The following is a 20,857-nucleotide window of genomic DNA, read 5'->3' as shown; positions in this document are numbered from 1 at the left end:
CTGTGCCCGTCGAGGTCGAGATGATCCGCAAGAGGCGTGCGGGCGGCGAGAAGCGGGCTGCCGTTCTCGACGATCGCGGAGCCGGCCCGGCCCGTTTCGTAACGCCCCCCGGGATACCGCCCTGCCGGCGGCCGTACGCGCCCGCTGGCCCGGCCCTCCACCCTCGGCTCGACCTGGAACACGCACCGCTGACCGCCCAGCCCGGCACGTCCCCGGCCCCGGACCTGCTCCCAAGATCGTGCTCGATTCAGGATGTAGTGGCGTCGGCGTCCGGCGATGCCACTACAACCATGTTCGGGCGCGATCTTGAGCATCGGATCGTCGATGTGACGAGCGGTTCGGCCCGTTCTGCCGGACCCGAAGGAGCAGGAACAGGAGCAGGGCGGTCATCGCCACCGCGCCGGGGGCCTTCGTGAAGCGGGCCAGGTTGGTGCCGTCGGGCAGGGCCAGAAAGGTCGCTGCCCCGGCCGGCAGCACGAACCAGGTGGTCCGGGTGGCGGTGAGCGCGAGCAGCGCCAGCGGCCAGGTCGCGTACCAGGGGTGGAAGACCGGGGACAGGACGACGGTGGCGACCAGCGCCAACGCCGCGCCGTGCAGCGCCACCCGGGACCGCGCCGCCGGAGGACACCCAACCTCGGGACAAGCGAACTCCGAAGACGCGACCAGGGAACTCCCCGCCCCCGAACCCCTCGCCTCGGGAGCCGCGGCCTCGTTCAGCCCGCGCAGCACATGCCAGGCCCGCCACCAGAGCACCAGCAGCACCCCGACGAGCAGCAGCAGCGCCACCGTCCGGACCACCGGCACCGCCTGCGGGTCCCGGCCGACCAGCGCGCCGGCGTAGTCGACCACGAAGCCCACGGCGGTGGGTGGTGACGTCCACTGCTCCGAGTCGCCACTGTGGGTCAGGCCGCCGACCCAGCCGAAGCCGAGGCCGGACAGCGCCGAGGTGACCAGCAGCGCGGCGAGCAGCCCTCCGGCCAGCCAACCACAGTGGCGCAGCAACGCCCGAACGGTGTACCGGCCGTGCACCGCGGCCAGCACGGCGAACGGCACCACCACCACGGCGCTGGCCTTCACAGTGACCGCCAGCCCGAGCAGCGCGCCGGCCAGCAGCAGCGCCGCCGGGCGACCTGGTCGACGGACCACGACCAGCAGCCCGCACAGCAGCAGCCCGAGCATCACGGCGTCGTTGTGCGCCCCGCCCACCAGGTGCACGCCGACCAGCGGGCAGGCCAGCAGCAGCCAGACCGCCCGACGGGCCGGCACCCCGGCCGCCCGGGCCAGAGCGGGCACACAGAGCGCGGCGAGCAGCAGCCCCGCCACGGTGATGATCCGCAGCGTCACGAGCGTGCCGGTGAGGCCACCACCGACACTCACCGCGAGCGCCGCGAGCAGGACGAACACCGGCCCGTACGGTGCCGGGGTGTCCCGCCAGATCGGTGCCACAGTGTCCAGCCAGGGGCAGCCCGCCGCCGCCACCCCCACGGCGTACGGGTCGACGCCGTGCGCGTACGTCCAGCCCTGGCAGGCGTACGAGTAGACGTCCCGGCTGCCCAGCGGTGGCGCGACCAGCAGCGGTAACGCCCACAGCCCGGCGGTGACGTACGCCCAACGGGTCGACGGCGCACCCTCGCGCAGTGACCACCACGCCCCGACCAGCAGCACGGTGCCGATCAGCCAGCAGGTCAGCGTCGCCGGGCCGTCCGGGGTTCGCCAGATCGACGCGGGTGTCACGCCCAGCGGGGCGTCGGGCAGTGCCCCGCCGAGGTATCCGGCCACGGCGAGCAGGGCAGCGCCGGCCAGGCCGACGTACCGGGCGGCGCGGGCAACCGGTGGGCGAGCGGGCGGGCCGGGAGCGGTCACCGGGCGCACCTTCCCTCAGTCGGCGGCGACCGGCTGACGGGCCGCCCGCGCCGACCGTACCAACCGGATGACCAGCACGATCACCAACAGCGTCATCAGCGGCGCCCCGACCGTCTTGGTGTAGCGGGGCAACCCGGTGCCGTCGGGCAGCACCAGGAACGACGCGACCAGGGCGACCACGATGAACCATCTGGTCCGCTGGGCGGTGGCGGCCAGCACGAACAGCGGCCAGGTCCAGTACCAGGGGTGCACCACGGGGGCGAGCGCGACGGTGAGGGCGAGCGCGAGGCCGGCGTGGTACAGCGGGTCGCGGGTGCGGGCCCGCCACCAGAACCAGACGAGCAGTACGGCCAGGACGACCACGGCGATCCCGCGGGTTACCGGCAGCGCGTCGATGTGACCACCGAACAGCGCCGCGACGTACCCGGCCGTCTGCCCCACGGCTGTCGACGGGGACGTCCAGGCGATGGCGGCGCCACCCTGGGACAGCCCGCCGATCCAACCGAAGTCCAGCCCACCGACGACTGTCACGCCGACCACGGCGGCGACGGTGCCGCCGACCACCCAGCCGCCGTCGCGGATCAGCGTGCGGATCCGGTACGGCCCCGCGGTGGCCGCCAGTGCGGCGAACGGCACCACCACCACGGCGGTCACCTTGATCGCCACCGCGATGCCGAGGATCAGCCCGCCGACCAGCAGCATGCCGCGCCGGCCCGGGTGCGCTGCCACCACTGCCAGCCCACCGACGAGCGCGGCGAGCATCAGCACGTCGTTGTGGGGGCCACCGATCAGGTGCGCGGCGACCAGCGGGGAACCCAACGCCAGCCACACCGCCCGCTTCGCCGGCACACCGGCTCGACGCGCCAGCGTCGGCAGGGCCCACGCGGTGAGGACGACGCCGACCAGCGACAGCGCACGGAACAGCACGATGCTGGCGGTCAGCGAACCGGTGGCCTTCACCACGGCGCCCGCGATGAGCACGAACAGCGGCCCGTACGGCGCCGGGGTGTCGCGCCAGATGACCGAGACCGAGTCCAGCCAGGGGCAGGGCAGTGCGGAGACGCCCTGCTCGTACGGGCTGATGCCGCCGACGAAGCTGGCGCCCTGGCAGGCGTACGCGTACACGTCCCGGCTGCCGAAGGGCGGTGCGATCAGCAACGGCAGCAGCCAGAGCCCGACTGTGACAAGCGCCCAGCGCGTCGAGGGTCCCCCGTCACGTAGCGCCCACCAGGCGTACGCCATCAGGCCGGTGCCGACCAACCAGGCGGCGAGGATCAGCGGGCCGTCGGGCCCCTGCCAGATGCTGACCGGGGTGCTGCGCAGGGGGCCGCCGGGAAACGCGCCGCCGAGGAAAGCGGCGAGCGCGAGCAGCATCGAGCCGGCCAGGCCGGTCCAGCGCGCGAGGTGGGAAGGCACGCCGGACATGCTGCCAGCCCGTCGCTGGGAGGCCGACGGCAGGCACTGTCAGCAGTGGCGCGCCGGTGCCAACCCACTGGAGATCGAGTAGTCGCCGGCGGCGCGGACCCGCACCTCGGTCCACCCGTCCGCGCCCTGTCGCAGACAGCCGTCCGGGCCGTTCAACGTGAGCCAGCGCGACCAGCGCACCCGGACCAGCACGTCACCGGGCGTGGCGGTCAGCCGGACCGCGCCGCGGTCGGCGGCGACCAGTTGACCCGGGGCACCGACCAGCGGGGTCGGATCGACCACGGCGTACATCTGCCAGGTGGAGTCACGCCAGACCTCCCGCAGGTACGGCAGGCCGCCGCGGATCAGCGCTGCCTCGTCGCGGCCCCACCTGTCGGCCGGCGCGTCCGGGGCGAGCACCACATAGCTCACCGCCTCGTGCCGTAACCACTGCTCGTACGTCTGCGCGCTCAGGTTGCCGTCGTAGAACAGCGCGTTGCGGTCGCTGTCGACCTGGCGTTCCCAACCCCGGGCCAGTGGCACTGTCGGCGGCAGGTACGCGGACTCCCAGTGGTCGCGTAGCGGCACCACCTCGACCCGCCCGGCCGGCTGCCGCCTGTCGAGTTCGGCGACGAGCGGTCGGTAGAAGCTCGCGGCGCTCTCCGGGGCACCGGCCCGGGTCACGTCGCTCACCATCACCGGGGACTGCCACCAGACTGTCGCGGCGAGCAGCGCGGCCAGCCATGCCCCCGGCAACGCGGCGTACCCGGCCAGCACGGGCAGCGCGAACAGCATCGGCAGTCGTAGCGCGTTGGAACCGATCGGGCTGGGCACGTAGTACGCGGCGATCAGGAGCAGCACGGTGAGCGCCGCGCCGACGCGCAGCACCCGGCGGCGACGCGGCAGCACGACCGCCACCAGCACCGCGAGCGCGACGTTGATGCGCATCGACTCGGCGGAGTACGGCTGGGTGCCGCCGTTGCCGAAGACGAACGCCATCGGGGCGAGCGTGACGGCGGGCGCCACGGCCAGGACGAACGCCTCGGCCAGTGGTCGCTCGGCTCGCCAGCCTCCGGGCAGCGGGCGGCCCGGCCCGTCACCGGTGCGCAGGGCGCCCAGCAGCAGCGCCGCGCCGGCCAGCCCGGTGAACAGCCCGGCGACCGGGCTGGCCGCCGTCGCCAGGGCGGCGCAGACGGCGGCGAGCGTCAACCGGAGCCAGCGCGGCGGGCGTTCCGCGCTGACCGCGCAGAGCGCCAGCAGCCCCAACGCCAACCCGACCGCGAAGGTGATCCGCCCGCTCGCCAGGTTGCCGACCAGCACCACAGCGCCGAGGACACCGGCCAGCAGGGGTCGGCGGGCCCGGTTGCGGGTGAACAGCCAACCCAGCGCTGCCGCGCCGACCACGGCGGCGACCGCCCCCAGCGGACGCACCCCGATCAGCGCGCCCAACCGGGCTGTGAAGAGGCTGTAGCCGTACTGGTTGACGCCGCCGTACCAGCCGAAGTCGACCGGCGCGGCCCCGTACCGCTCGGTGAACCCGGCACGGGCCACCTGGGCGGCGAGGTCGGTGCCCATCGGCGGCGCGAGAAGGAACGCGACGGCGAGCAGCACCGCCACAGCGGTCGCCGCCGCCCAACCCGCGACGCTCCGCCCGGTCGGACGCGGCGACGCGTCAGGCATCGAGGACCCGTTCGGCAGCGGCCCGGGAGCGGCGGCCGGTGCGCAGGTACTCGTCAAGGAACTCCCCCGGGTCGTCGCGGCCGAGCAGCCGGGCCACCCCGGCCAACTCCACCCCGTGCCGGGGCAGTTGGTCGCCGGCCCGGCCCCGGACCAGCATCAACGCGTTGCGGACCTGCGCGGCCAGGGACCAACCGGCGGCCATCTCCGCGGCGTCCGCCGGGTCGATCAGGCCGGCCCGCTCGGCCGCCGCGAGGGCGTCGAGGGTACGCGTGCCGCGCAGCGCCGGTATCGCGCCGGCGTGCCGGAGCTGAACGAGCTGCACCGCCCACTCCACGTCGGCGAGCCCACCGCGCCCCAGCTTGGTGTGGGTGGCCGGGTCGGCGCCACGGGGCAGCCGTTCGGTCTCCACCCGGGCCTTGATTCGCCGGATCTCGACGACCTGCTCGCGGGTCAGCCCGTCGGCCGGGTAGCGCACCGGCTCGATCATCGCCTCGAACTCGGCGCCCAGGTCGGCGTCACCGCAGACGAACCGGGCGCGCAGCAGTGCCTGCGCCTCCCATACCCGCGACCAGCGCGCGTAGTACTGCGCGTACGCGGCGAGGCTGCGTACCAGCGGACCCTGGCGGCCCTCCGGCCGCAGGTCGGCGTCGACGCCCAGCGGCGGGTCGGGGGCGGGTACGCCGAGCAGCCGGCGTAGTTCCTCGGCGACGGCGTGCGCGGCGGCGCTGGCAGCGCTCTCGCTGGTGCCCGGCGGCGGGTCGTAGACGAAGAGCACGTCGGCGTCGGAGAGGTAGTTCGACTCGTACCCGCCGAGCCGGCCCATGCCGATCACCGCGAACCGCAGCCCTTCCGGTGCCGGTTGGCTGGCCTGGGCGGCCCGCAGCGCGGCGGCCAGAGTGGCGTCGGTGACGTCGGCGAGCGCCGTACCGACAGCGGTGATGTCGGACAGCCCGCGGGCGGGCCGGTTCGCGCCGTCCGCCCGGGTGGGGCTGGGCGCGAGCGCGCCGGCCCGGCAGAGCACGTCGGCGCAGGCCACCCGGACCAGCTCGCGACGTCGCAGCGCGCGCACCGCGCTGGTGGCCTCGACCGGGTCGGCGTGCCGGGCCGCCGCCGCCAGGAACCCCTCCCGCAGCACCTCGGGCGCGCGTGGCGCCAACTCGTTCTCCTCGGCCAGCAGCCGCAGCGCCTCCGGGTCGCGGGCGAGCAGGTCGGCGACGTACCGGGACAACGCGAGGACCCGGGCCAGCCGACGGGCGACCGGGCCGCCGTCGCGCAGCAGCCGCAGGTACCAGGGGGTGCTGCCCAGCTTGTCGGAGACCTTGCGGTAGTTGAGCAGCCCCCGGTCCGGCTCCGGCGCGTCGGCGAACTCGCTGAGCAGCACCGGCAGCAGGGTGCGCTGGATGGCCGCCGTGCGGCTCACCCCGCCGGTGAGCGCCTGGAGGTGGCGCAACGCCCCGGCCGGGTCCGCGAAGCCGAGGATCTCCAGGCGGTTCCGGGCCGCCTCCGGGGTGAGTCGCAACCCGTCGGCCGGCACCCGGGCCACCGACTCCAACAGCGGCCGGTAGAGCAGTTTGGCGTGCAGTCGGCGTACCTCGGTGGCGTGGGTGACCCACTCGGCCCGGAAACTCTCCACCGCGCTGCGCCCCGGCGCGGCGGTGAAACCCAGCGCGGCGGCGAGCCAGCGCAGCGCGCCCGGCTCGGCGGGCACCGTGTGCGTACGACGCAGGCCCTGGAGTTGCAGCCGGTGCTCGACGCTGCGCAGGAAGCGGTAGCCGCGCAGCAGGGCCTCGCCGTCGGCCCGCCCGACGTAGCCGCCGGCGACGAGCGCGCGCAGCGCCGGGATGGTGCCGGGCGGGCGTAGCGTCTCGTCGCCGCGACCGTGTACGAGTTGCAACAACTGGACGGCGAACTCGATGTCGCGCAGCCCGCCGGGACCGCGCTTGATCTCGCGTTCCAGCTCCTTCGGCGGGATGTGGTCGATGATCCGGCGGCGCATGGCGCGGACGTCCTCGACCGCTTCGGGCCGCTCGGCCGCCCGCCAGACCAGCGGCGCGAGCTGATCGATCCACTCCTGGGCCAGCGGCAGGTCACCGGCGGCCGGGCGGGCCTTGAGCAGCGCCTGGAACTCCCAGGTGCGCGCCCACCGCCGGTAGTAGGCCAGGTGGCTGGCGAGGGTCCGCACCAGCGGGCCGCGGCTGCCCTCGGGGCGCAGCGCGGCGTCCACCGGCCAGGCGACCAGCCCGCAGATGTAGATCAACCGGGTCGCCACCTGGGTCGCGGCGGACAGGTCGGCGTCCTCGGCGGCCACGAAGATGACGTCCACGTCGGAGACGTAGTTCAACTCGCCGCCACCGCACTTGCCCATCGCCACGACCGCCAGGCGGGGCCGCTCGGTCCCCTCCGCCAGCTCCGCGACAGCGATCTCGTACGCCGCGGAGAGCGTCGCGTCGGCCAGCGCGGAGAGCGCTGCCATCGTCTGCTCCAGGCCGCGACCGCCGGTCAGGTCGGCCGCCGCGATCCGCAGCAACGCCAGGCGGTACGCGATCCGCAGCGCCGCCACCGCGTTGCCGCCGTCGGTCGGCTCCAACCGCCCCTCGGCGGTCGGGGCGAGCCCGTCCGGTGCGGTCCGCAGCGCCTGGTAGTGCTCGGGGTGGGCCACCAGGTGGTCGCCGAGCGCCGCCGACGCGCCGAGCACAGCGATCAGCCGCCGCCGCAGTCCGGGATCGGCGTGCACGTCCGCGAGCAGCGGCGACTCGGCGCCCTCGGTGCTGCGGCCCTCCGCCTCCACGATGCGGTGCAGTTGGCGCAGCGCCAGGTCCGGGTCGGCGGCCCGGGACAGCGCGGCGAGCAGTTCCGCGGCGGCCTCGTCGACCGGCTCCTGCTCGGCCGGCTGCCACAGCCGCAGCCCCTCGGGGCCGAGCAGGTCCGCGGCGCGCGCGCCGCCATCGCCTTCGGCGGTGCCGAAGCCGTACCGGGCGAGCCGGCCCGGTGCCCTGGTCGGCCGGCTCATCAGTGCCCGAGCAACGGCAGGCCGCGCCGCGTCGTACTGTCGTCCAGCTCGCCGAGGGCCAGCGCGGCGAACCGGGCGGCGAACGGTTGCCAGACCTCCTCGACGTCGGCCAGCACCGAGGCGCAGGCCGCGACCACAAGCTCCGGGTCGTAGCCCAGCTCGGCGAGTTGGGTCGATTCGGTGGCCCAGTCGGCGATCATCGCGGCGTCGCACTCGATGTGGAACTGCAACCCCCAGGCCCGGTCACCGAGGCGGAAAGCCTGATGCGGGTAGCGGGTGGAGGCGGCCAGCAGAGTCGCGCCCCGAGGCAGCTCGGTGATCTCGTCGGCGTGCCACTGGAGCACGTCCGGGATCAACGGCACGTACCGGAACAACGGGTCGTTCTCCGCGGCGTCGCGCCGGCCGACCACGCCGGGGCCGATCTCCGGCCCGGACGGGCTGCGCTCCACCAGCCCGGCGTGCGCGGTGGCGAGCAACTGCGCGCCCAGGCAGACCGCCAGGGTCGGCACCCGGTACCGGACCGCCTTGCGCAGCAGGCCCTCCACGGCCGGAAACCACTGTGCGCCGGGCGAGCCGTCCGGCAACGGGTACGCCTGTTGGTCGCCGCCGAGCACCACCAGCGCCGCGTACCCCTCCAGGTCGGCGGGGAGCTCGTCGCCGGCGTGTGGGCGTACCACCCACAGCTCCAGCCCAGCCTCGGTCAGCCACTCACCCAGCCGGCGCGCGTCGTCCGTCGGGTCGTTCTCGATCACCAGCGCGGTTGCCACCCGTCGAGGCTAGCCGGTACGCCGCACGGCACCACGCCCCGGCACAGGTCCGCCCGCTGGGTGACGGCCTGGCCATGGTCGGGGTCGTTAGGCTCTGCGGTTGTGATCAGCGAGGACAGCGCCGCCGTACGCCCGCCCGTGCTGCGCCCGGGTGACACGGTGCTGCTGGTGTCGCCGTCCGGGCCGACCTCGCCGGAGCGGGTGGCCCGGGGCATGGAGCTGCTCACCGGATGGGGCCTGCGCCCGGTGCCGGCGCCCAACGCGTACGCCCGCCACGGCTACCTCGCCGGCACCGACGACCTGCGCGCCGCCGACCTGAACGCGGCCTTCGCCGACCCGGACGTGCGTGGGGTGATCTGCACCCGTGGCGGTTACGGCGCCCAGCGGATCGTGGACGCCATCGACATGGCCGCCGTCCGCCGCGACCCGAAGGTGGTGGCCGGTTTCTCGGACATCACCGCTCTGCAGTTCGCACTCTGGCGGGGCGCCCGCCTGGCCGGGGTGCACGGCCCCGGGGCGGCCTGGCGCGACGAGCGGACGCCACTGCGTTCCGCCGAGTCCCTGCACGCGGCACTGATGACCACCGAACCGGTGTCGATCACCGCGGTCCCCACCGAGGAGACCTTCGGCGTACGCGTACCGGGTCGCGCCACCGGCACCCTGCTCGGCGGCAACCTGTGCATGATCGCCGCGTCGATCGGCACGCCGGACCTGCCCGACCTGACCGGGGCGGTGCTGTTGATCGAGGACGTTCAGGAGCCCCCGTACAAGGTCGACCGAATGCTCACCCACCTGCGCCGGGCCGGCGCACTGGACGGACTGGCCGGGGTGGCGGTCGGGCAGTTCACCGACTGCGGCGACGGCTGGGACACCACAATCGTCGACGTGCTCACCGAACGTCTGGGCGACCTGGGCGTACCGGTCCTCGGCGGCCTCCCCATCGGCCACGGCCCCAACCAGCTCACAGTCCCGATAGGCACCACCGCCACCCTAGACACCACCACCGCCACCCTCACCGCAACCCCCGCAGTCCACTAACCCCCCACCGCTCCCCCGCCCGCCCCCACCCGCCCCCGCCCGCCCACCTCGGGCACCATTGATCATGAAGTTGTTGTCACTTGCCACGGCGTGTCGCGGCAATAACTTCATGATCGCCGCCGGGTGGGTGGGTCAGGTGGGCTATTGCGCCGATTTCCAGGGCGGCCCAGATGCCGGTGGGGGTGCGGGTGATGCCGTGGGGTTCGGCGTTCGGGGTGGGTAGGGCGTAGCCCTCGATTCGCCCGGCGGGGTCGAGGTGACCGATCCGGTTGGCACCCCACTCGGTGAACCACAGGCCGCCATCCGGGTCGGCCACTATCGCGTGCGGGCGGGCCGCCCGGTCCGGCAGCGGGAACTCGACGATCTCTCCATCCCTGTCGATCCGACCGAGCTGACCGGCGGCGATCTCCACGAACCAGATGACGCCGTCATCGCCCAAGGTGATGCCGACCGGGCCCGCCTTCGCTGTGGGTAACGGGTGCAGCGTGACAGTGCCGTCGAGGTCGATCCGACCGATCGCGTTCGCCTGGTTGAGTGTGAACCAGAGAGCCTGGTCCGCGCCGGCAGTGATCATCGAGGCGAACCCGCCGGTCACCGGCAGCGGGAACGCGGTGTGGGTGCCGTCGGTCTCCACCCGGCCGATGGTGTCGGAGGTCATCCCGGCGTACCAGAGCGCGCCGTCGGGCCCAGCCGCGATGCCGCCTGGCCCGGTGCCGGCCGGTAGGGCGACGGTGCGCTGCTCACCGTCGATGGTGATCCGACCGATCCGGTCGTCTCCCGAGCGGGTGAACCAGAGCGCCCCGTCCGGCCCGGCCGTGATGATCAACGGTCGACCGCCGGCCGGATCCAGCGGGTAGGTCCGGACCTCGCCGTCAGGCGACAACCGGGCGATCCCGCCGGCATGGGCCAACGTCAGCCACAGCGCGCCGTCCGGGCCAGGCGTGATGCCGTACGGTCCGGTGCTCGGCTCGACGAGTGGAATCTCCCGAATCTCGACGGTCATGCCGCAGTGTCCTTCCGTCGGTGAATCGTCCACCCTGACCCCCGGCCAGCGACGACACAACCGATTTCGCCCACCGCCCGGCCCTGATTGTCAGCTCGCTGACAGGGTCGCCACGGCTTTCGCCCAGACTGCCCGGTCACAGTCGGTCACGACAGCGCAGGATGACCGAACCTCTGGAGGACAGCATGTCCCGCACCATCCGCAGGAAGCACCTGCTGGCCGGCCTGGCCACCGCCGGCGTCCTCGGCGTCGGGATCGCGGCCCCGACGATCGCGTTCGCCGCCGACACTCCCACGCCGACACCAAGCGCCAACACCGCCGTCGCGCCCGACGCGGCGCCCGGCGGGGCCCCGGGTGCGAAGGCCGACCGGCAGGGCGAATTCGCCGAGGCGCTCGCCAAGGAGCTGGGCGTTCCCACCGACAAGGTGACCGCCGCACTGGAGAAGGTCCGCGAGCAGCACCGCCCGGCCGACCGACCGCAGCGCCCGTCCGCCGAGGACCGGCAGGCCGCGCTCAAGCAGCGCCTGGACCAGGCGGTCAAGGACGGCAAGCTCACCCAGGAGCAGGCCGACGCCATCACCACCGCCGTTGAGGCCGGCGTCTTCCCCGGCCCCGGCGGCCACCGCGGCCCCGGCGGCCACCGCGGCCCGGGCGGCCACCACGGCGCTGGTACGCCCGGCAAGTAGTCCGACGAGCCCGGCCCCGGCAGGCGCAAGCAGGCCGGGGCCGGCCTCGGCACCCCCAGGACAGGCCCGGTCCGCCCTCGGCACGCCCCCTACAGCAGACCCGGTCCGCCCCCGACACACCCCCGGGTAGGCCCGGTCCGACCCCGACACGCCCCCGGGCAGGCCCCGGTCGGCCCACGCCCGCAGCAGGCCCGTTCCGACCTGTCGGGCCCGGGCCTGTACCGGCTTGATCGACTCGGTTTCCGTGAAGTCGCGGTGTCCTGCGCGCTCGGACACCCCGACATCATGAAAACCGAGTCGATCACGCGTGGCCCGGGAAGGAGCGCGGCCCGGGAAGGAGCGTGGCTCGGGAAGGAGCGCGGCCCGGGAAGGAGCGCGGCCCGGGAAGGAGCGCGGCCCGGGAAGGAGCGCGGCCACCCGGGAAGGGGTCAGGGCTGCGGGGGCGGGGGCGTGAACACGCCCAGGTGGTTGCCGGCCGGGTCGAGGAGGTGGGCCAACGTGAGACCGCTCGGAGTCGTACGCGCCGGCACCAGCACCCGCCCTCCGGCAGCTTCGGCCTGTCGGCAGGTTTCCGCCACGTCGGCGACCTCGGCGTAGAACACCGCGTAGTTGGGCGACGTCCCGTCGGTTGCCCGGATCGCCCCGCCGATCCCGGTGTCGCCGCCGGCCCCGGTCACGCGGTAGGACCCACCGTTGGTCGAGCCCTGCTCCTCGAAGGTCCAGCCGAACAGGTCTCCGTAGAACCGCTCCGCGTCCTCGGGCCGGTCGGTGCCGATCTCGAACCAGGTGATGGGCGTGGTGGACCTGGACATCTCATGCCTCCAGAATTTCCGTGCCGGCCGATCGGCCGTCGTCTGGAGCAGTCTCGGGGTCGTTGGCGACAGCGTCCTGTCGGTGTTTTCGGATCACCCGGCGGGGTTTCCAGCGACGAGGCTCACCATGGCCCGCCGCCCCGCCGACAGGTCTCAGACCAGGCCGCCGCGCCGAGCCCCTCTCAGAGCCGAGCCCGTCTCAGACCAGGCTCAGCGGGCGGACCCGCTCGTGCGGGATGTCGAGATCCGTCAGGCGTAGCTCCCGGGCCACCACGTCGGGCAGCGCCCGGACGCTCCGGATCCGATCGGTACGGAAGCAGCGCAGCTCGTCGCGCAGCCGGCACCAGGCCACCAGGTACCAGTGTCGGGAGTTGCCGAGGTAGCCGAGCGGCTCGACGTCACGGGTCGAGTCGGCGCCGGAGCGGTCCGCGTACCGCATGCGCAGCACCCGCCGCGCGGCGACCGCGTCGGCGACCGTGGCCGGGACGGGCGTGGCCGGCCCGTCGCCGATCAGGTGCACCCGGCCGGCGAGGCGGTGCGCCTCGGCGGCGTCGGCGGCCGGCAGCACCGCCACCAGCTTGCGCAGCGCGGTGGCGGCCGGCGCGGCGAACGGCGAGCCGGCGAGCCGGTGCAGCGCCACTGCCATCGCCACCGCCTCGGCGGCGGTCAGGTTGACCGGCGGCAGGGTGCGGGCGCGGTCGAGGACGTAGCCGCCGGTGCGCCCGGGCTCGGCCCAGATCGGCACCCCGGCCTCCTGCAACGCGCCGAGGTCCCGTTCGATGGTCCGGCTGCTCACCTCGAAGCGCGCGGCCAGCCAGCTGGCGCTGCGCGGCCGTGGTGACACCGCCCGCAGCTCCTCGACCAGCGCGTAGAGGCGATCCGTACGGTTCATGCCCGGCACGCTACGGCCGGGGTACGACGCCCGCGGCGACCGCCCACCGACCGCGAGCGCCCCCGCCGGCCAGAGATCTTGGACAGTTTCCGTCAGGAGATAACGGAAACTGTCCAAGATCTGCACAGCCGCAGACGCACACCCGCCAGGACGCACGACCGCAGACGCACACCCGCACGACGAACCGCCCACACGACGAACCGCCCACACGACGAACCGCCCGCACGACGAACCGCCCGCACAGCGGACCGCCCACACGGCAGACCGCCCGCACGACGAACCGCCCGCACGACGGACCGCCCGCACGGCGACGCGGAAAGCCGCCTCAGGCGATGCAGGCGCAGACGATCAGCGCGGCCCCGAAGTGGGTGGCGGCGCTGACCCGGGCGGCCGGGTGCGGCTCGGGTGAGCAGATGACCTCGCCGAGCTTGCCGGGGGTGAGCAGGTCCAGCACCAGAAAGGCCAGCGCCATGATCGCCAACCCGACCAGGCCGAAGACCACTGTGGAGGCGAGCCCCTTGCCGAAGTCGCTGTAGCTGGTCAGGATCGCGGTGAAGACGATCCCGGCGATGCCGAGCTGGTTGGCAGCGAGCAGCAACCCCGCGTTGGCGTTGCGCTCGACCCAGATCAGGTCCCGCAGCCGTCCCGGGGTGAGCAGGTCGACGAGCCCGAAACCGGCGGCCATCAGGCCGACGCCGACGATCCCGAACACGACGCTCTGCCAGGCACCGCTGAACAGATCCTCCAGCACCGACTTGCCTCCCGACTCTCCGCCCGGAGGGGTACCGGCGCGGTGATCGAGACGATAGCGGCAGCGCGCAACGGCGTCAGCCCCTGCGTCTACAGGGCCAGGTAGCGCTGCCGCTCGTACGGGGTGACCTCACGGCGGTACTGCTCCCACTCGGCCCGCTTGTTGCGCAGGAAGAAGTCGAAGACGTGCTCGCCGAGCACCTCGGCGACCAGTTCGGAGCCGGCCATCACGTCGATCGCCTCGGCGAGGTTCTCCGGCAGCGCCTCGTAGCCCATGGCACGACGCTCAGCGCTGGTCAGCGACCAGACGTCGTCCTCGGCGCCCGGCGGCAGCTCGTACCCCTCCTCGATGCCCTTCAGGCCGGCGCCGAGCAGCACCGCGAAGGCGAGGTACGGGTTGGCCGCGGAGTCCAGCGAGCGGACCTCGACGCGGGCCGAGTTGGGCTTGCCGTACGCGGGAACGCGGACCAGCGCGGACCGGTTGAGGTGACCCCAGCAGACGTACGCCGGGCTCTCGGTGATCCGGTCGGGCAGGTGCTGCGGGAAGAGCCGCTTGTACGAGTTGACCCACTGGTTGGTGACCGCCGTGTACTCCCGGGCGTGCACCAGCAGGCCGGCGATGAACGACTTCGCCACCTTGGACAGCTTCATCGGGTCGCCGCCGTCGTGGAAGGCGTTGCGCTCCCCCTCGAACAGCGACAGGTGGGTGTGCATTCCGCTGCCCGGCTGGTCGGTGAACGGCTTCGGCATGAAGCTGGCCTGCACACCGGTGGAGAGCGCGACCTCCTTGACCACGTGCCGGAAGGTCATGATGTTGTCGGCGGTGGTGAGCGCGTCGGCGTAGCGCAGGTCGATCTCCTGCTGGCCGGGCGCGACCTCGTGGTGGCTGAACTCCACCGAGATGCCGATCCGTTCCAGGGCGAGTACGCCCTGACGGCGGAAGTCCCGGGCCACCGCGTGGGTGGTGTGCTCGAAGTAGCCGCCGGTGTCGACCGGGGTGGGCACCGAGCCGTCCTGCGGACCGTTTTCGAGCAGGAAGAACTCGATCTCGGGGTGGGTGTAGAAGGTGAAGCCCTTCTCGGCTGCCTTGGACAGCGCGCGGCGCAGCACGTGCCGGGGGTCTGCCCAGGACGGCCCGCCGTCGGGCAGCAGGATGTCGCAGAACATCCGGGCGCTCTCGCCGCTGACGCCGCCTTCGAAGGGGAAGACCTGGAAGGTGGTCGGGTCGGGCATGGCCACCATGTCCGATTCGAAGACCCGGGCGAAGCCCTCGATCGCCGAGCCGTCGAAGCCGATGCCTTCCTCGAAGGCCGCCTCGAGCTCGGCGGGGGCCACCGAAACGCTCTTGAGCGTGCCCAGAACGTCGGTGAACCACAGCCGGACGAACCGGATGTCCCGCTCTTCCAGCGTGCGGAGGACGAACTCCTGCTGACGGTCCACTTCCCCAACCCCTCGCGACACTCTTTTGTCCGCCTTGGCCGGGCTGCACCCGACCTGATCGCCCAGTGTTCCCGGGCCTGGTTACGCAGACGTTACGCGAACTGCCGCCGGCCGTCCCTTCGTGTCCCGCCCGGCGAGCGCGTGCCCCCGCCGTACCACGGCGTCCGCCGCCACGACGGCCGAGCTCCTGCCGCTGCGGCGTCGCGGCGGGTGGCGGCAATCTCGTCCGAGGGTACGGATTGTCGCGCGGGGGCTGGGGCAAGATGAAGGCATGCCCACCCTGCGTCTCGCCCTGTCCCAGGTCAACCCGAGCGTCGGCGACCTCGCCGGAAACGCCGACCTGGTCCGCAGCTGGACTCGCCAGGCCGCCGATGCCGGTGCCCAGTTGGTGCTCTTCCCGGAGATGATGCTGACCGGGTACCCGGTCGAGGACCTCGTCTTCCGGCGTTCCTTCGTCGCCGCGTCCCGGGCCGCCGTGGAGCGGTTGGCCGCCGACCTGGCCGCCGATGGTCTCGGCGAGTTGCCGGTCGTGGTCGGCTACCTGGACGCCGACGGCCCGCCGCAGGTCAGCGGGGACGCCGAGCCGGGCCGAGGTGCCCGCAACGCCGCCGCGCTGCTGCACCGGGGCGTCGTGGCCGCCCGCTACTTCAAGCACCACCTGCCCAATTACGGTGTCTTCGACGAGGACCGGTACTTCGTCTCGGGTGACGCGCTGACAGTTGTGCGGATCGGCGGCGTGGACGTCGCGCTGACCATCTGTGAGGACCTGTGGCAGGCCGGCGGTCCGTTCGCCGCCGCCCGGAGGGCCGGCGTCGGCCTGGTCGTCAACATCAACGGCTCGCCGTACGAGCTGAACAAGGACGACATCCGGCTGCCGCTGGTCCGCCGCCGCGCCGCCGAGGCGGGCGCCGCCATCGCGTACGTGAACATGACGGGCGGCCAGGACGAGCTGGTCTTCGAGGGCGACTCGATGATCGTGACCGCCGACGGTGAGCTGCTCACCCGGGCACCGCAGTTCGTCGAACACCTGCTCGTGCACGACGTCGAGTTGCCGGCCGCCGCCGACGCGCCGACCACCGAGACGCTGGCCGACGGCATGCGGATCGTGCACAGCACGCTGGACGGCATTCCGCCCGCGCCGTCCGGCCCGGCCGCCACCGGCGGGCTGATCGAGCCGGTGGCCGACGAGGCCGAGGTGTGGCAGGCGCTGGTGCTTGGTCTGCGCGACTACGTCAACAAGAACCGGTTCCCGTCGGTGGTGCTCGGTCTCTCCGGGGGCATCGACTCGGCGGTGGTGGCGGCGCTCGCCGTCGACGCGCTCGGGCCGGACCGGGTGGTCGGGGTGTCGCTGCCCAGCCAGCACTCCTCGGAGCACTCCCGGGAGGACGCCGCCGACCTGGCCAAGCGCACCGGCCTGGACTACCGGGTCGAGCCGATCCAGCCGATGGTCGACGGCTTCCTGGCCAACCTGTCGCTGTCCGGCGTGGCAGTGGAGAACCTGCAGGCCCGGGTCCGTGGCGTGATCCTGATGGCGCTGTCGAACCAGGAGGGCCACCTGGTGCTGACCACCGGTAACAAGAGTGAGCTGGCGGTCGGCTACTCCACCCTGTACGGCGACTCGGTGGGCGGTTTCAACCCGGTCAAGGACGTCTGGAAGACGCTGATCTGGCGGCTCGCGAAGTGGCGCAACAGGGACGCGGCGCGGCGCGGTGAGACAGCCCCGATCCCGGAGAACTCGATCGGCAAGCCGCCGAGCGCCGAGCTGAGCCCGGGCCAGCTCGACAGCGACAGCCTGCCCGACTACGACGTCCTGGATCCGATCCTGATCGGCTACGTCGACGGCGACCTCGGCCGCGACGGGCTGGTCGAGTCGGGTCACGACCCGGCGATCGTGGACAAGGTGCTGCGGCTGGTGGATACCGCCGAGTACAAGCGACGGCAGTCGGCGCCGGGCACGAAGATCTCCATGAAGGCGTTCGGCCGCGACCGCCGTCTGCCGATCACCAACCGGTGGCGCGAGCACGGCTGAGCCGTACCCCTGGGGGTGCCGGGTCGGTGGCGCGGCCCGGCGCCGCCGCGCGGTGACCTCACGGCGCGGTCCCGGGTGGCCGGGTGGGGCGGCCCCGCGCTGGTGGAGTGACATCTTGCACTGGGCCCTGCCGTCAGCCCGTCTCGCGGTGCGACGATCGCGACGGAACCCGGGGACCGCGCAGGCGGCCTCGAGGAAGGGAGACAGAGATGGTGGAGTCCACTCCGCACGAGGTGACCGCGTTGTACGGCGGCCCGGCCACCCGACGGGTCCGCACCCGCGACCTGTCGGCCGCCAAGGAGCGCGGCGAGCGCTGGCCGATGCTGACCTCGTACGACCAGTACACGGCGTCGATCTTCGACCAGGCCGGCGTTCCGGTGTTGCTGGTCGGCGACTCGGCAGCCAACAACGTGTTCGGCTACGAGACCACCCTGCCGATCACCGCCGACGAGCTGCTTCCGCTGGTCCGGGCAGTGGTGCGGGCGACCCGGCAGGCGCTGGTCGTCGGTGACCTGCCGTTCGGCTCGTACGAGGAGGGCCCGGCCCAGGCGCTGCGCACCGCTGTCCGGTTCATGAAGGAGGGTGGCTGTCACGCGGTGAAGTTGGAGGGTGGCCGCCGCAACGCCGCGCAGATCGCCGCGATCGTCGGCGCCGGCATCCCGGTGATGGCGCACATCGGCTTCACCCCGCAGAGCGAGCACACCCTGGGTGGCTACCGCGTGCAGGGTCGCGGCGACGCCGCTGACGAGGTGCTGGCCGACGCGCGGGCGGTGGCGGAGGCGGGCGCGTTCGCCGTGGTGTTGGAGATGGTGCCCGGCGAGGTGGCCAAGCGGATCACCCACGAGCTGCCGATTCCCACTGTGGGCATCGGCGCGGGCCCGGACACGGACGCGCAGGTGCTGGTCTGGCAGGACATGGCCGGGCTGCGGACGGGCAAGGCGCCCCGTTTCGTCAAGCGGTACGCGGATCTGGCCGGCGCTCTCACCGACGCCACCCGCCGTTTCGCCGACGAGGTCCGCGGCGGCGAGTTCCCCGCCGCCGAACACACCTTCTAGGACCGGGCACGGCGTGATCCGCTCGGTTGCGCCGAAAGCGGGGTGTCCCGGGCACCGGGACACCCCGTCTTCGTGAAACCGGAGTGGATCGCGCCGCTCGCGGGTCAGAGGTCGGTGACGCGGATGCCGGCGTGCGCCTTGTAGCGCTTGTTGATGGCGATCAGGTTGGCGGTGAACGCCTCGATCTGGTGGGCGTTGCGCAACCGGCCGGCGTAGATGCCCCGCATGCCGGGGATCCGGGCGGCGAGCGCGCCGACGATGTCGACCAGCTCGCGGTCCTCGGTGCAGATCAGCACGTCCAGGTCGATCCGGTCGACCTCGGGGTCGGCCAGCAGCGGAGCGCTGACGTGGTTGAACGCGGCGCAGACCCGGGAGTCGGGCAGCAGCGCGGCGGCCTGCTGCACGGCGCTGCCCTCGGCGACGGTCAGCGCGTACGGGCCCTGCTTGTCGAAGCCGAGCGGGTTGACGCAGTCGACGACGATCCGGCCGGCGAGCGGCTCGGCGAGGGCGGCGACGGTGGCGGCGTGCCCGTCCCACGGCACCGCGATGATCACCACGTCGCTGCGTCGGGCCACCTCGTCGTTGGCCGCACCGGTGACGCTGCCGCCGGCCGGCACCCCGGGCAGGGCGGCGATCTCGGCCGCGGACTCGGCGGCCCGCTCCGCCGACCGGGACCCGATCAGCACCGTCTGGCCGGCCCGCGCGAACCGGTAGGCGAGGCCCCGCCCCTGGTCGCCGGTGCCGCCGATGATGCCGACAGTCAGCCCGGACACGTCGGGCAGGGTGCTCGCGTCGTATGCCATTCCCTCATCCTCGCAAACCGCTCGGCCGGTCAGCAGCGCCGAGCGCTGTGAGAATCCCCGCTGCCGCGAGCGACAGCGCCGCCGAGGACCGGGCCAAGGCCGGCGACCACGCCCATGGACGACGGGCCGGCGGCCCGCTCAGGCCAGCTCGAACAGGACGGTACGGGCCGCCGGGTCGGCGGTGACGAGGCGGACCCGGACCCGTTCGCCGAGCGGCAGTTGGCCGAGGCAGCGGGCGCGTACCGGCGGGGCGTCCAGCGCGACGGTGCCGCCGGGCGGGCGGGGCCGGGACTTGCCGTTGGGCGGGGCGTCGACGTCGAGGACGGCCGCGTCGAAGGTCTCACCCACCCGGTGCTCCAGCACCGCCGCCTCGGCCAACTCGACGGCGCCACGAGCGGCCGCCGAGGCGACCCGGTCGGTGCTCGCCATCACCTCGGGCAGCCGGGGCAACGCGGCACGGGCCCAGTCGGGCACCGCCTGGCCCGCGTGCAGGGCCAGGCAGACCTCTGTGGCGTACCGGTCGGCCAGCCGCCGTAACGGCGCCGTCACGTGGGCGTACGCGGCCGCCACGCCACCATGTTCCGGCTGCTCCGGCAGCTCCCCGTCGAAGGCGGTGTACGCGGCACCGCGCATCAGCTCGGCCGCCTGGTCGATGAACGCGGCGGCGCGCGGCTGGGCGGCGTCCAGACCGGCGATGACCTGCCCCGGGCCCACGTCGTCCGGCCAGTGCACGCCCAGCGGCGCGGCGGCGGCCCGGAGCCGCTGCACCGCCTCCGGTTTGGGCGCCGGCATCGTCCGCAGCAGACCCACCCGGCCGGCCAGCATGATGTCGGCGGCAGCCATCCCGGTCAGCAGGGAGATCTGCGCGTTGTGTTCTTCCATCGGCACCGGCGCGCGCAGCACCAGCCGCCAGCCCTCACCGTCGGGCTCCAGATCCTGCTCGGGCAGCGGCAGGTTGATGGCGCCCCGGCTCAGCCCACGGGCGGTCAGTCGGTCGCCGATCTCCGGCAGCAGCGCGATCGGGTCGGGTAGCCGGCCGGCCTCGGCTGCCGCCTGCACCCCGGTGTAGTCCAGTTTGGCGCGGCTGCGGACCAGTGCGCGTTCCAGCTCGACGGCGACGGTGCCGCCGTCGGCGTCCAGGTCGATGGTCCAGACCACAGCGGCCCGGTCGTCGTCGGGCAGCAGGCTGGCCGCCCCCTCGCTGAGGGTGTGCGGGTGCAGCGGCACGTTGCCGTCGGGCAGGTAGATGGTCTGCCCCCGCCGCCAGGTCTCCGCCTCCAACGCCCCACCCGGTGTGACGTGCGCGGCGACGTCGGCGATCGCGTACCGCACCCGGTAGCCCCCACCGAGGCGGCGGCTGAGGTGCATCGCCTGGTCCAGGTCCCGCGAGGTGGCGGGGTCGACAGTGACGAACGGGATGTCGGTGCGGTCGACGGGCGGCTGCGGCGGTGCCGCAGCCGCCTTGTCGGCTTCACGCTGGGCGTCGGCCGGGAACTCCTCGGGCAGGCCGAGCTCGCGGCGCAACGCGCCGAAGTCGATGCGGGGCGCGAGTACGCGTCGAATGACCACGGGTCAATCCTGACAGCGCCACGGGTGATCCGCTTCCGGTGACCGGCCGAAAATCC

General features: G+C 73.5%; 17 protein-coding genes. 4 read left to right on the top strand and 13 right to left on the bottom strand.

The features are described from left to right. The 6 genes from AB0B98_RS10840 to AB0B98_RS10815 form a co-directional block, all read right to left on the bottom strand. A partial coding sequence (locus AB0B98_RS10840) for a hypothetical protein (protein ID WP_357362009.1) occupies nucleotides 1–314 on the bottom strand: 314 nt, incomplete at its 3' end. Further along, nucleotides 283–1,863, bottom strand: a complete 1,581-nt coding sequence (mptB, locus tag AB0B98_RS10835) for a polyprenol phosphomannose-dependent alpha 1,6 mannosyltransferase MptB (protein ID WP_357362007.1) — start codon at nucleotides 1,861–1,863, stop codon at nucleotides 283–285. The genes AB0B98_RS10840 and mptB (AB0B98_RS10835), both read right to left, overlap by 32 nt. 15 nt (nucleotides 1,864–1,878) lie before the next feature. Then, the gene (gene mptB / locus AB0B98_RS10830; protein WP_357362005.1) at nucleotides 1,879–3,279 is read right to left on the bottom strand and encodes a polyprenol phosphomannose-dependent alpha 1,6 mannosyltransferase MptB; all 1,401 of its coding nucleotides are present in this window, start codon (nucleotides 3,277–3,279) and stop codon (nucleotides 1,879–1,881) included. A 48-nt stretch (nucleotides 3,280–3,327) separates the two neighbouring features. Continuing rightward, the gene (locus tag AB0B98_RS10825; protein WP_357362003.1) at nucleotides 3,328–4,947 is read right to left on the bottom strand and encodes a hypothetical protein; all 1,620 of its coding nucleotides are present in this window, start codon (nucleotides 4,945–4,947) and stop codon (nucleotides 3,328–3,330) included. Beyond that, nucleotides 4,940–7,957, bottom strand: coding sequence for a bifunctional [glutamine synthetase] adenylyltransferase/[glutamine synthetase]-adenylyl-L-tyrosine phosphorylase (locus tag AB0B98_RS10820; protein WP_357362001.1), 3,018 nt, complete (start codon nucleotides 7,955–7,957; stop codon nucleotides 4,940–4,942). Before AB0B98_RS10820 ends, AB0B98_RS10825 begins: the two co-directional genes overlap by 8 nt. Further along, nucleotides 7,957–8,724: a type 1 glutamine amidotransferase gene (locus AB0B98_RS10815; RefSeq protein ID WP_357361999.1), complete on the bottom strand. Its 768-nt coding sequence runs from the start codon at nucleotides 8,722–8,724 to the stop codon at nucleotides 7,957–7,959. Before AB0B98_RS10815 ends, AB0B98_RS10820 begins: the two co-directional genes overlap by 1 nt. A gap of 102 nt (nucleotides 8,725–8,826) precedes the next feature. On the opposite strand from AB0B98_RS10815, the gene AB0B98_RS10810 reads away from it, so the two are divergent. Beyond that, nucleotides 8,827–9,762 (top strand): LD-carboxypeptidase, encoded by a 936-nt coding sequence (locus AB0B98_RS10810; protein ID WP_357361997.1) that lies wholly within the window; start codon nucleotides 8,827–8,829, stop codon nucleotides 9,760–9,762. A 76-nt stretch (nucleotides 9,763–9,838) separates the two neighbouring features. Here AB0B98_RS10810 and AB0B98_RS10805 read toward each other — a convergent pair whose 3' ends face one another. Next, complete coding sequence (locus AB0B98_RS10805) at nucleotides 9,839–10,765, bottom strand: virginiamycin B lyase (protein ID WP_357361995.1); 927 nt, start codon at nucleotides 10,763–10,765, stop codon at nucleotides 9,839–9,841. A 185-nt stretch (nucleotides 10,766–10,950) separates the two neighbouring features. Here AB0B98_RS10805 and AB0B98_RS10800 point away from each other — a divergent pair, with 185 nt between their 5' ends. After that, a complete protein-coding gene (locus AB0B98_RS10800; RefSeq protein ID WP_357362028.1) occupies nucleotides 10,951–11,451 on the top strand; it encodes a hypothetical protein in 501 nt (166 codons plus the stop codon). 428 nt (nucleotides 11,452–11,879) lie between these two features. Here AB0B98_RS10800 and AB0B98_RS10795 read toward each other — a convergent pair whose 3' ends face one another. From AB0B98_RS10795 to glnA, 4 genes are all read right to left on the bottom strand, one after another. Continuing rightward, nucleotides 11,880–12,263 (bottom strand): VOC family protein, encoded by a 384-nt coding sequence (locus tag AB0B98_RS10795; protein WP_357361993.1) that lies wholly within the window; start codon nucleotides 12,261–12,263, stop codon nucleotides 11,880–11,882. 199 nt (nucleotides 12,264–12,462) lie between these two features. Next, nucleotides 12,463–13,155, bottom strand: a complete 693-nt coding sequence (locus AB0B98_RS10790) for a WYL domain-containing protein (protein WP_357361991.1) — start codon at nucleotides 13,153–13,155, stop codon at nucleotides 12,463–12,465. Between the two features lie 325 nt (nucleotides 13,156–13,480). Further along, on the bottom strand, nucleotides 13,481–13,906 hold the full coding sequence (locus AB0B98_RS10785; RefSeq protein WP_238671429.1) for a DUF350 domain-containing protein: 426 nt from the start codon (nucleotides 13,904–13,906) through the stop codon (nucleotides 13,481–13,483). 89 nt (nucleotides 13,907–13,995) lie between these two features. After that, the gene (glnA, locus tag AB0B98_RS10780; RefSeq protein ID WP_124855802.1) at nucleotides 13,996–15,345 is read right to left on the bottom strand and encodes a type I glutamate--ammonia ligase; all 1,350 of its coding nucleotides are present in this window, start codon (nucleotides 15,343–15,345) and stop codon (nucleotides 13,996–13,998) included. 271 nt (nucleotides 15,346–15,616) lie between these two features. Here glnA and AB0B98_RS10775 point away from each other — a divergent pair, with 271 nt between their 5' ends. Beyond that, nucleotides 15,617–17,374, top strand: coding sequence for an NAD+ synthase (locus AB0B98_RS10775; protein WP_357361989.1), 1,758 nt, complete (start codon nucleotides 15,617–15,619; stop codon nucleotides 17,372–17,374). Nucleotides 17,375–17,583: 209 nt separating this feature from the next. Continuing rightward, nucleotides 17,584–18,429, top strand: a complete 846-nt coding sequence (gene panB, locus AB0B98_RS10770; protein WP_357361987.1) for a 3-methyl-2-oxobutanoate hydroxymethyltransferase — start codon at nucleotides 17,584–17,586, stop codon at nucleotides 18,427–18,429. Nucleotides 18,430–18,533: 104 nt separating this feature from the next. On the opposite strand, the gene npdG is transcribed toward panB, so the two are convergent. Next, nucleotides 18,534–19,232, bottom strand: a complete 699-nt coding sequence (gene npdG / locus AB0B98_RS10765) for an NADPH-dependent F420 reductase (protein ID WP_091409546.1) — start codon at nucleotides 19,230–19,232, stop codon at nucleotides 18,534–18,536. 138 nt (nucleotides 19,233–19,370) lie between these two features. After that, nucleotides 19,371–20,801, bottom strand: a complete 1,431-nt coding sequence (locus AB0B98_RS10760) for an RNB domain-containing ribonuclease (RefSeq protein WP_357361985.1) — start codon at nucleotides 20,799–20,801, stop codon at nucleotides 19,371–19,373. Nucleotides 20,802–20,857: the final 56 nt, after the last annotated feature.

This window comes from Micromonospora sp. NPDC048947 (assembly GCF_040649495.1).
GTDB classification, from domain to species: domain Bacteria; phylum Actinomycetota; class Actinomycetes; order Mycobacteriales; family Micromonosporaceae; genus Micromonospora; species Micromonospora alfalfae.
This window is presented reverse-complemented; position numbering and strand designations above follow the sequence as displayed.

Bases quoted from the DNA above. Each gene is read 5' to 3' on its own strand.
- AB0B98_RS10825 (WP_357362003.1), bottom strand. From the start codon at position 4,947: ATGCCTGACGCGTCGCCGCGTCCGACCGGGCGGAGCGTCGCGGGTTGG.
- AB0B98_RS10820 (WP_357362001.1), bottom strand. From the start codon at position 7,957: ATGAGCCGGCCGACCAGGGCACCGGGCCGGCTCGCCCGGTACGGCTTC.
- AB0B98_RS10805 (WP_357361995.1), bottom strand. From the start codon at position 10,765: ATGACCGTCGAGATTCGGGAGATTCCACTCGTCGAGCCGAGCACCGGA.
- AB0B98_RS10800 (WP_357362028.1), top strand. From the start codon at position 10,951: ATGTCCCGCACCATCCGCAGGAAGCACCTGCTGGCCGGCCTGGCCACC.
- AB0B98_RS10795 (WP_357361993.1), bottom strand. From the start codon at position 12,263: ATGTCCAGGTCCACCACGCCCATCACCTGGTTCGAGATCGGCACCGAC.
- AB0B98_RS10790 (WP_357361991.1), bottom strand. From the start codon at position 13,155: ATGAACCGTACGGATCGCCTCTACGCGCTGGTCGAGGAGCTGCGGGCG.
- AB0B98_RS10775 (WP_357361989.1), top strand. From the start codon at position 15,617: ATGCCCACCCTGCGTCTCGCCCTGTCCCAGGTCAACCCGAGCGTCGGC.
- panB (WP_357361987.1), top strand. From the start codon at position 17,584: ATGGTGGAGTCCACTCCGCACGAGGTGACCGCGTTGTACGGCGGCCCG.
- npdG (WP_091409546.1), bottom strand. From the start codon at position 19,232: ATGGCATACGACGCGAGCACCCTGCCCGACGTGTCCGGGCTGACTGTC.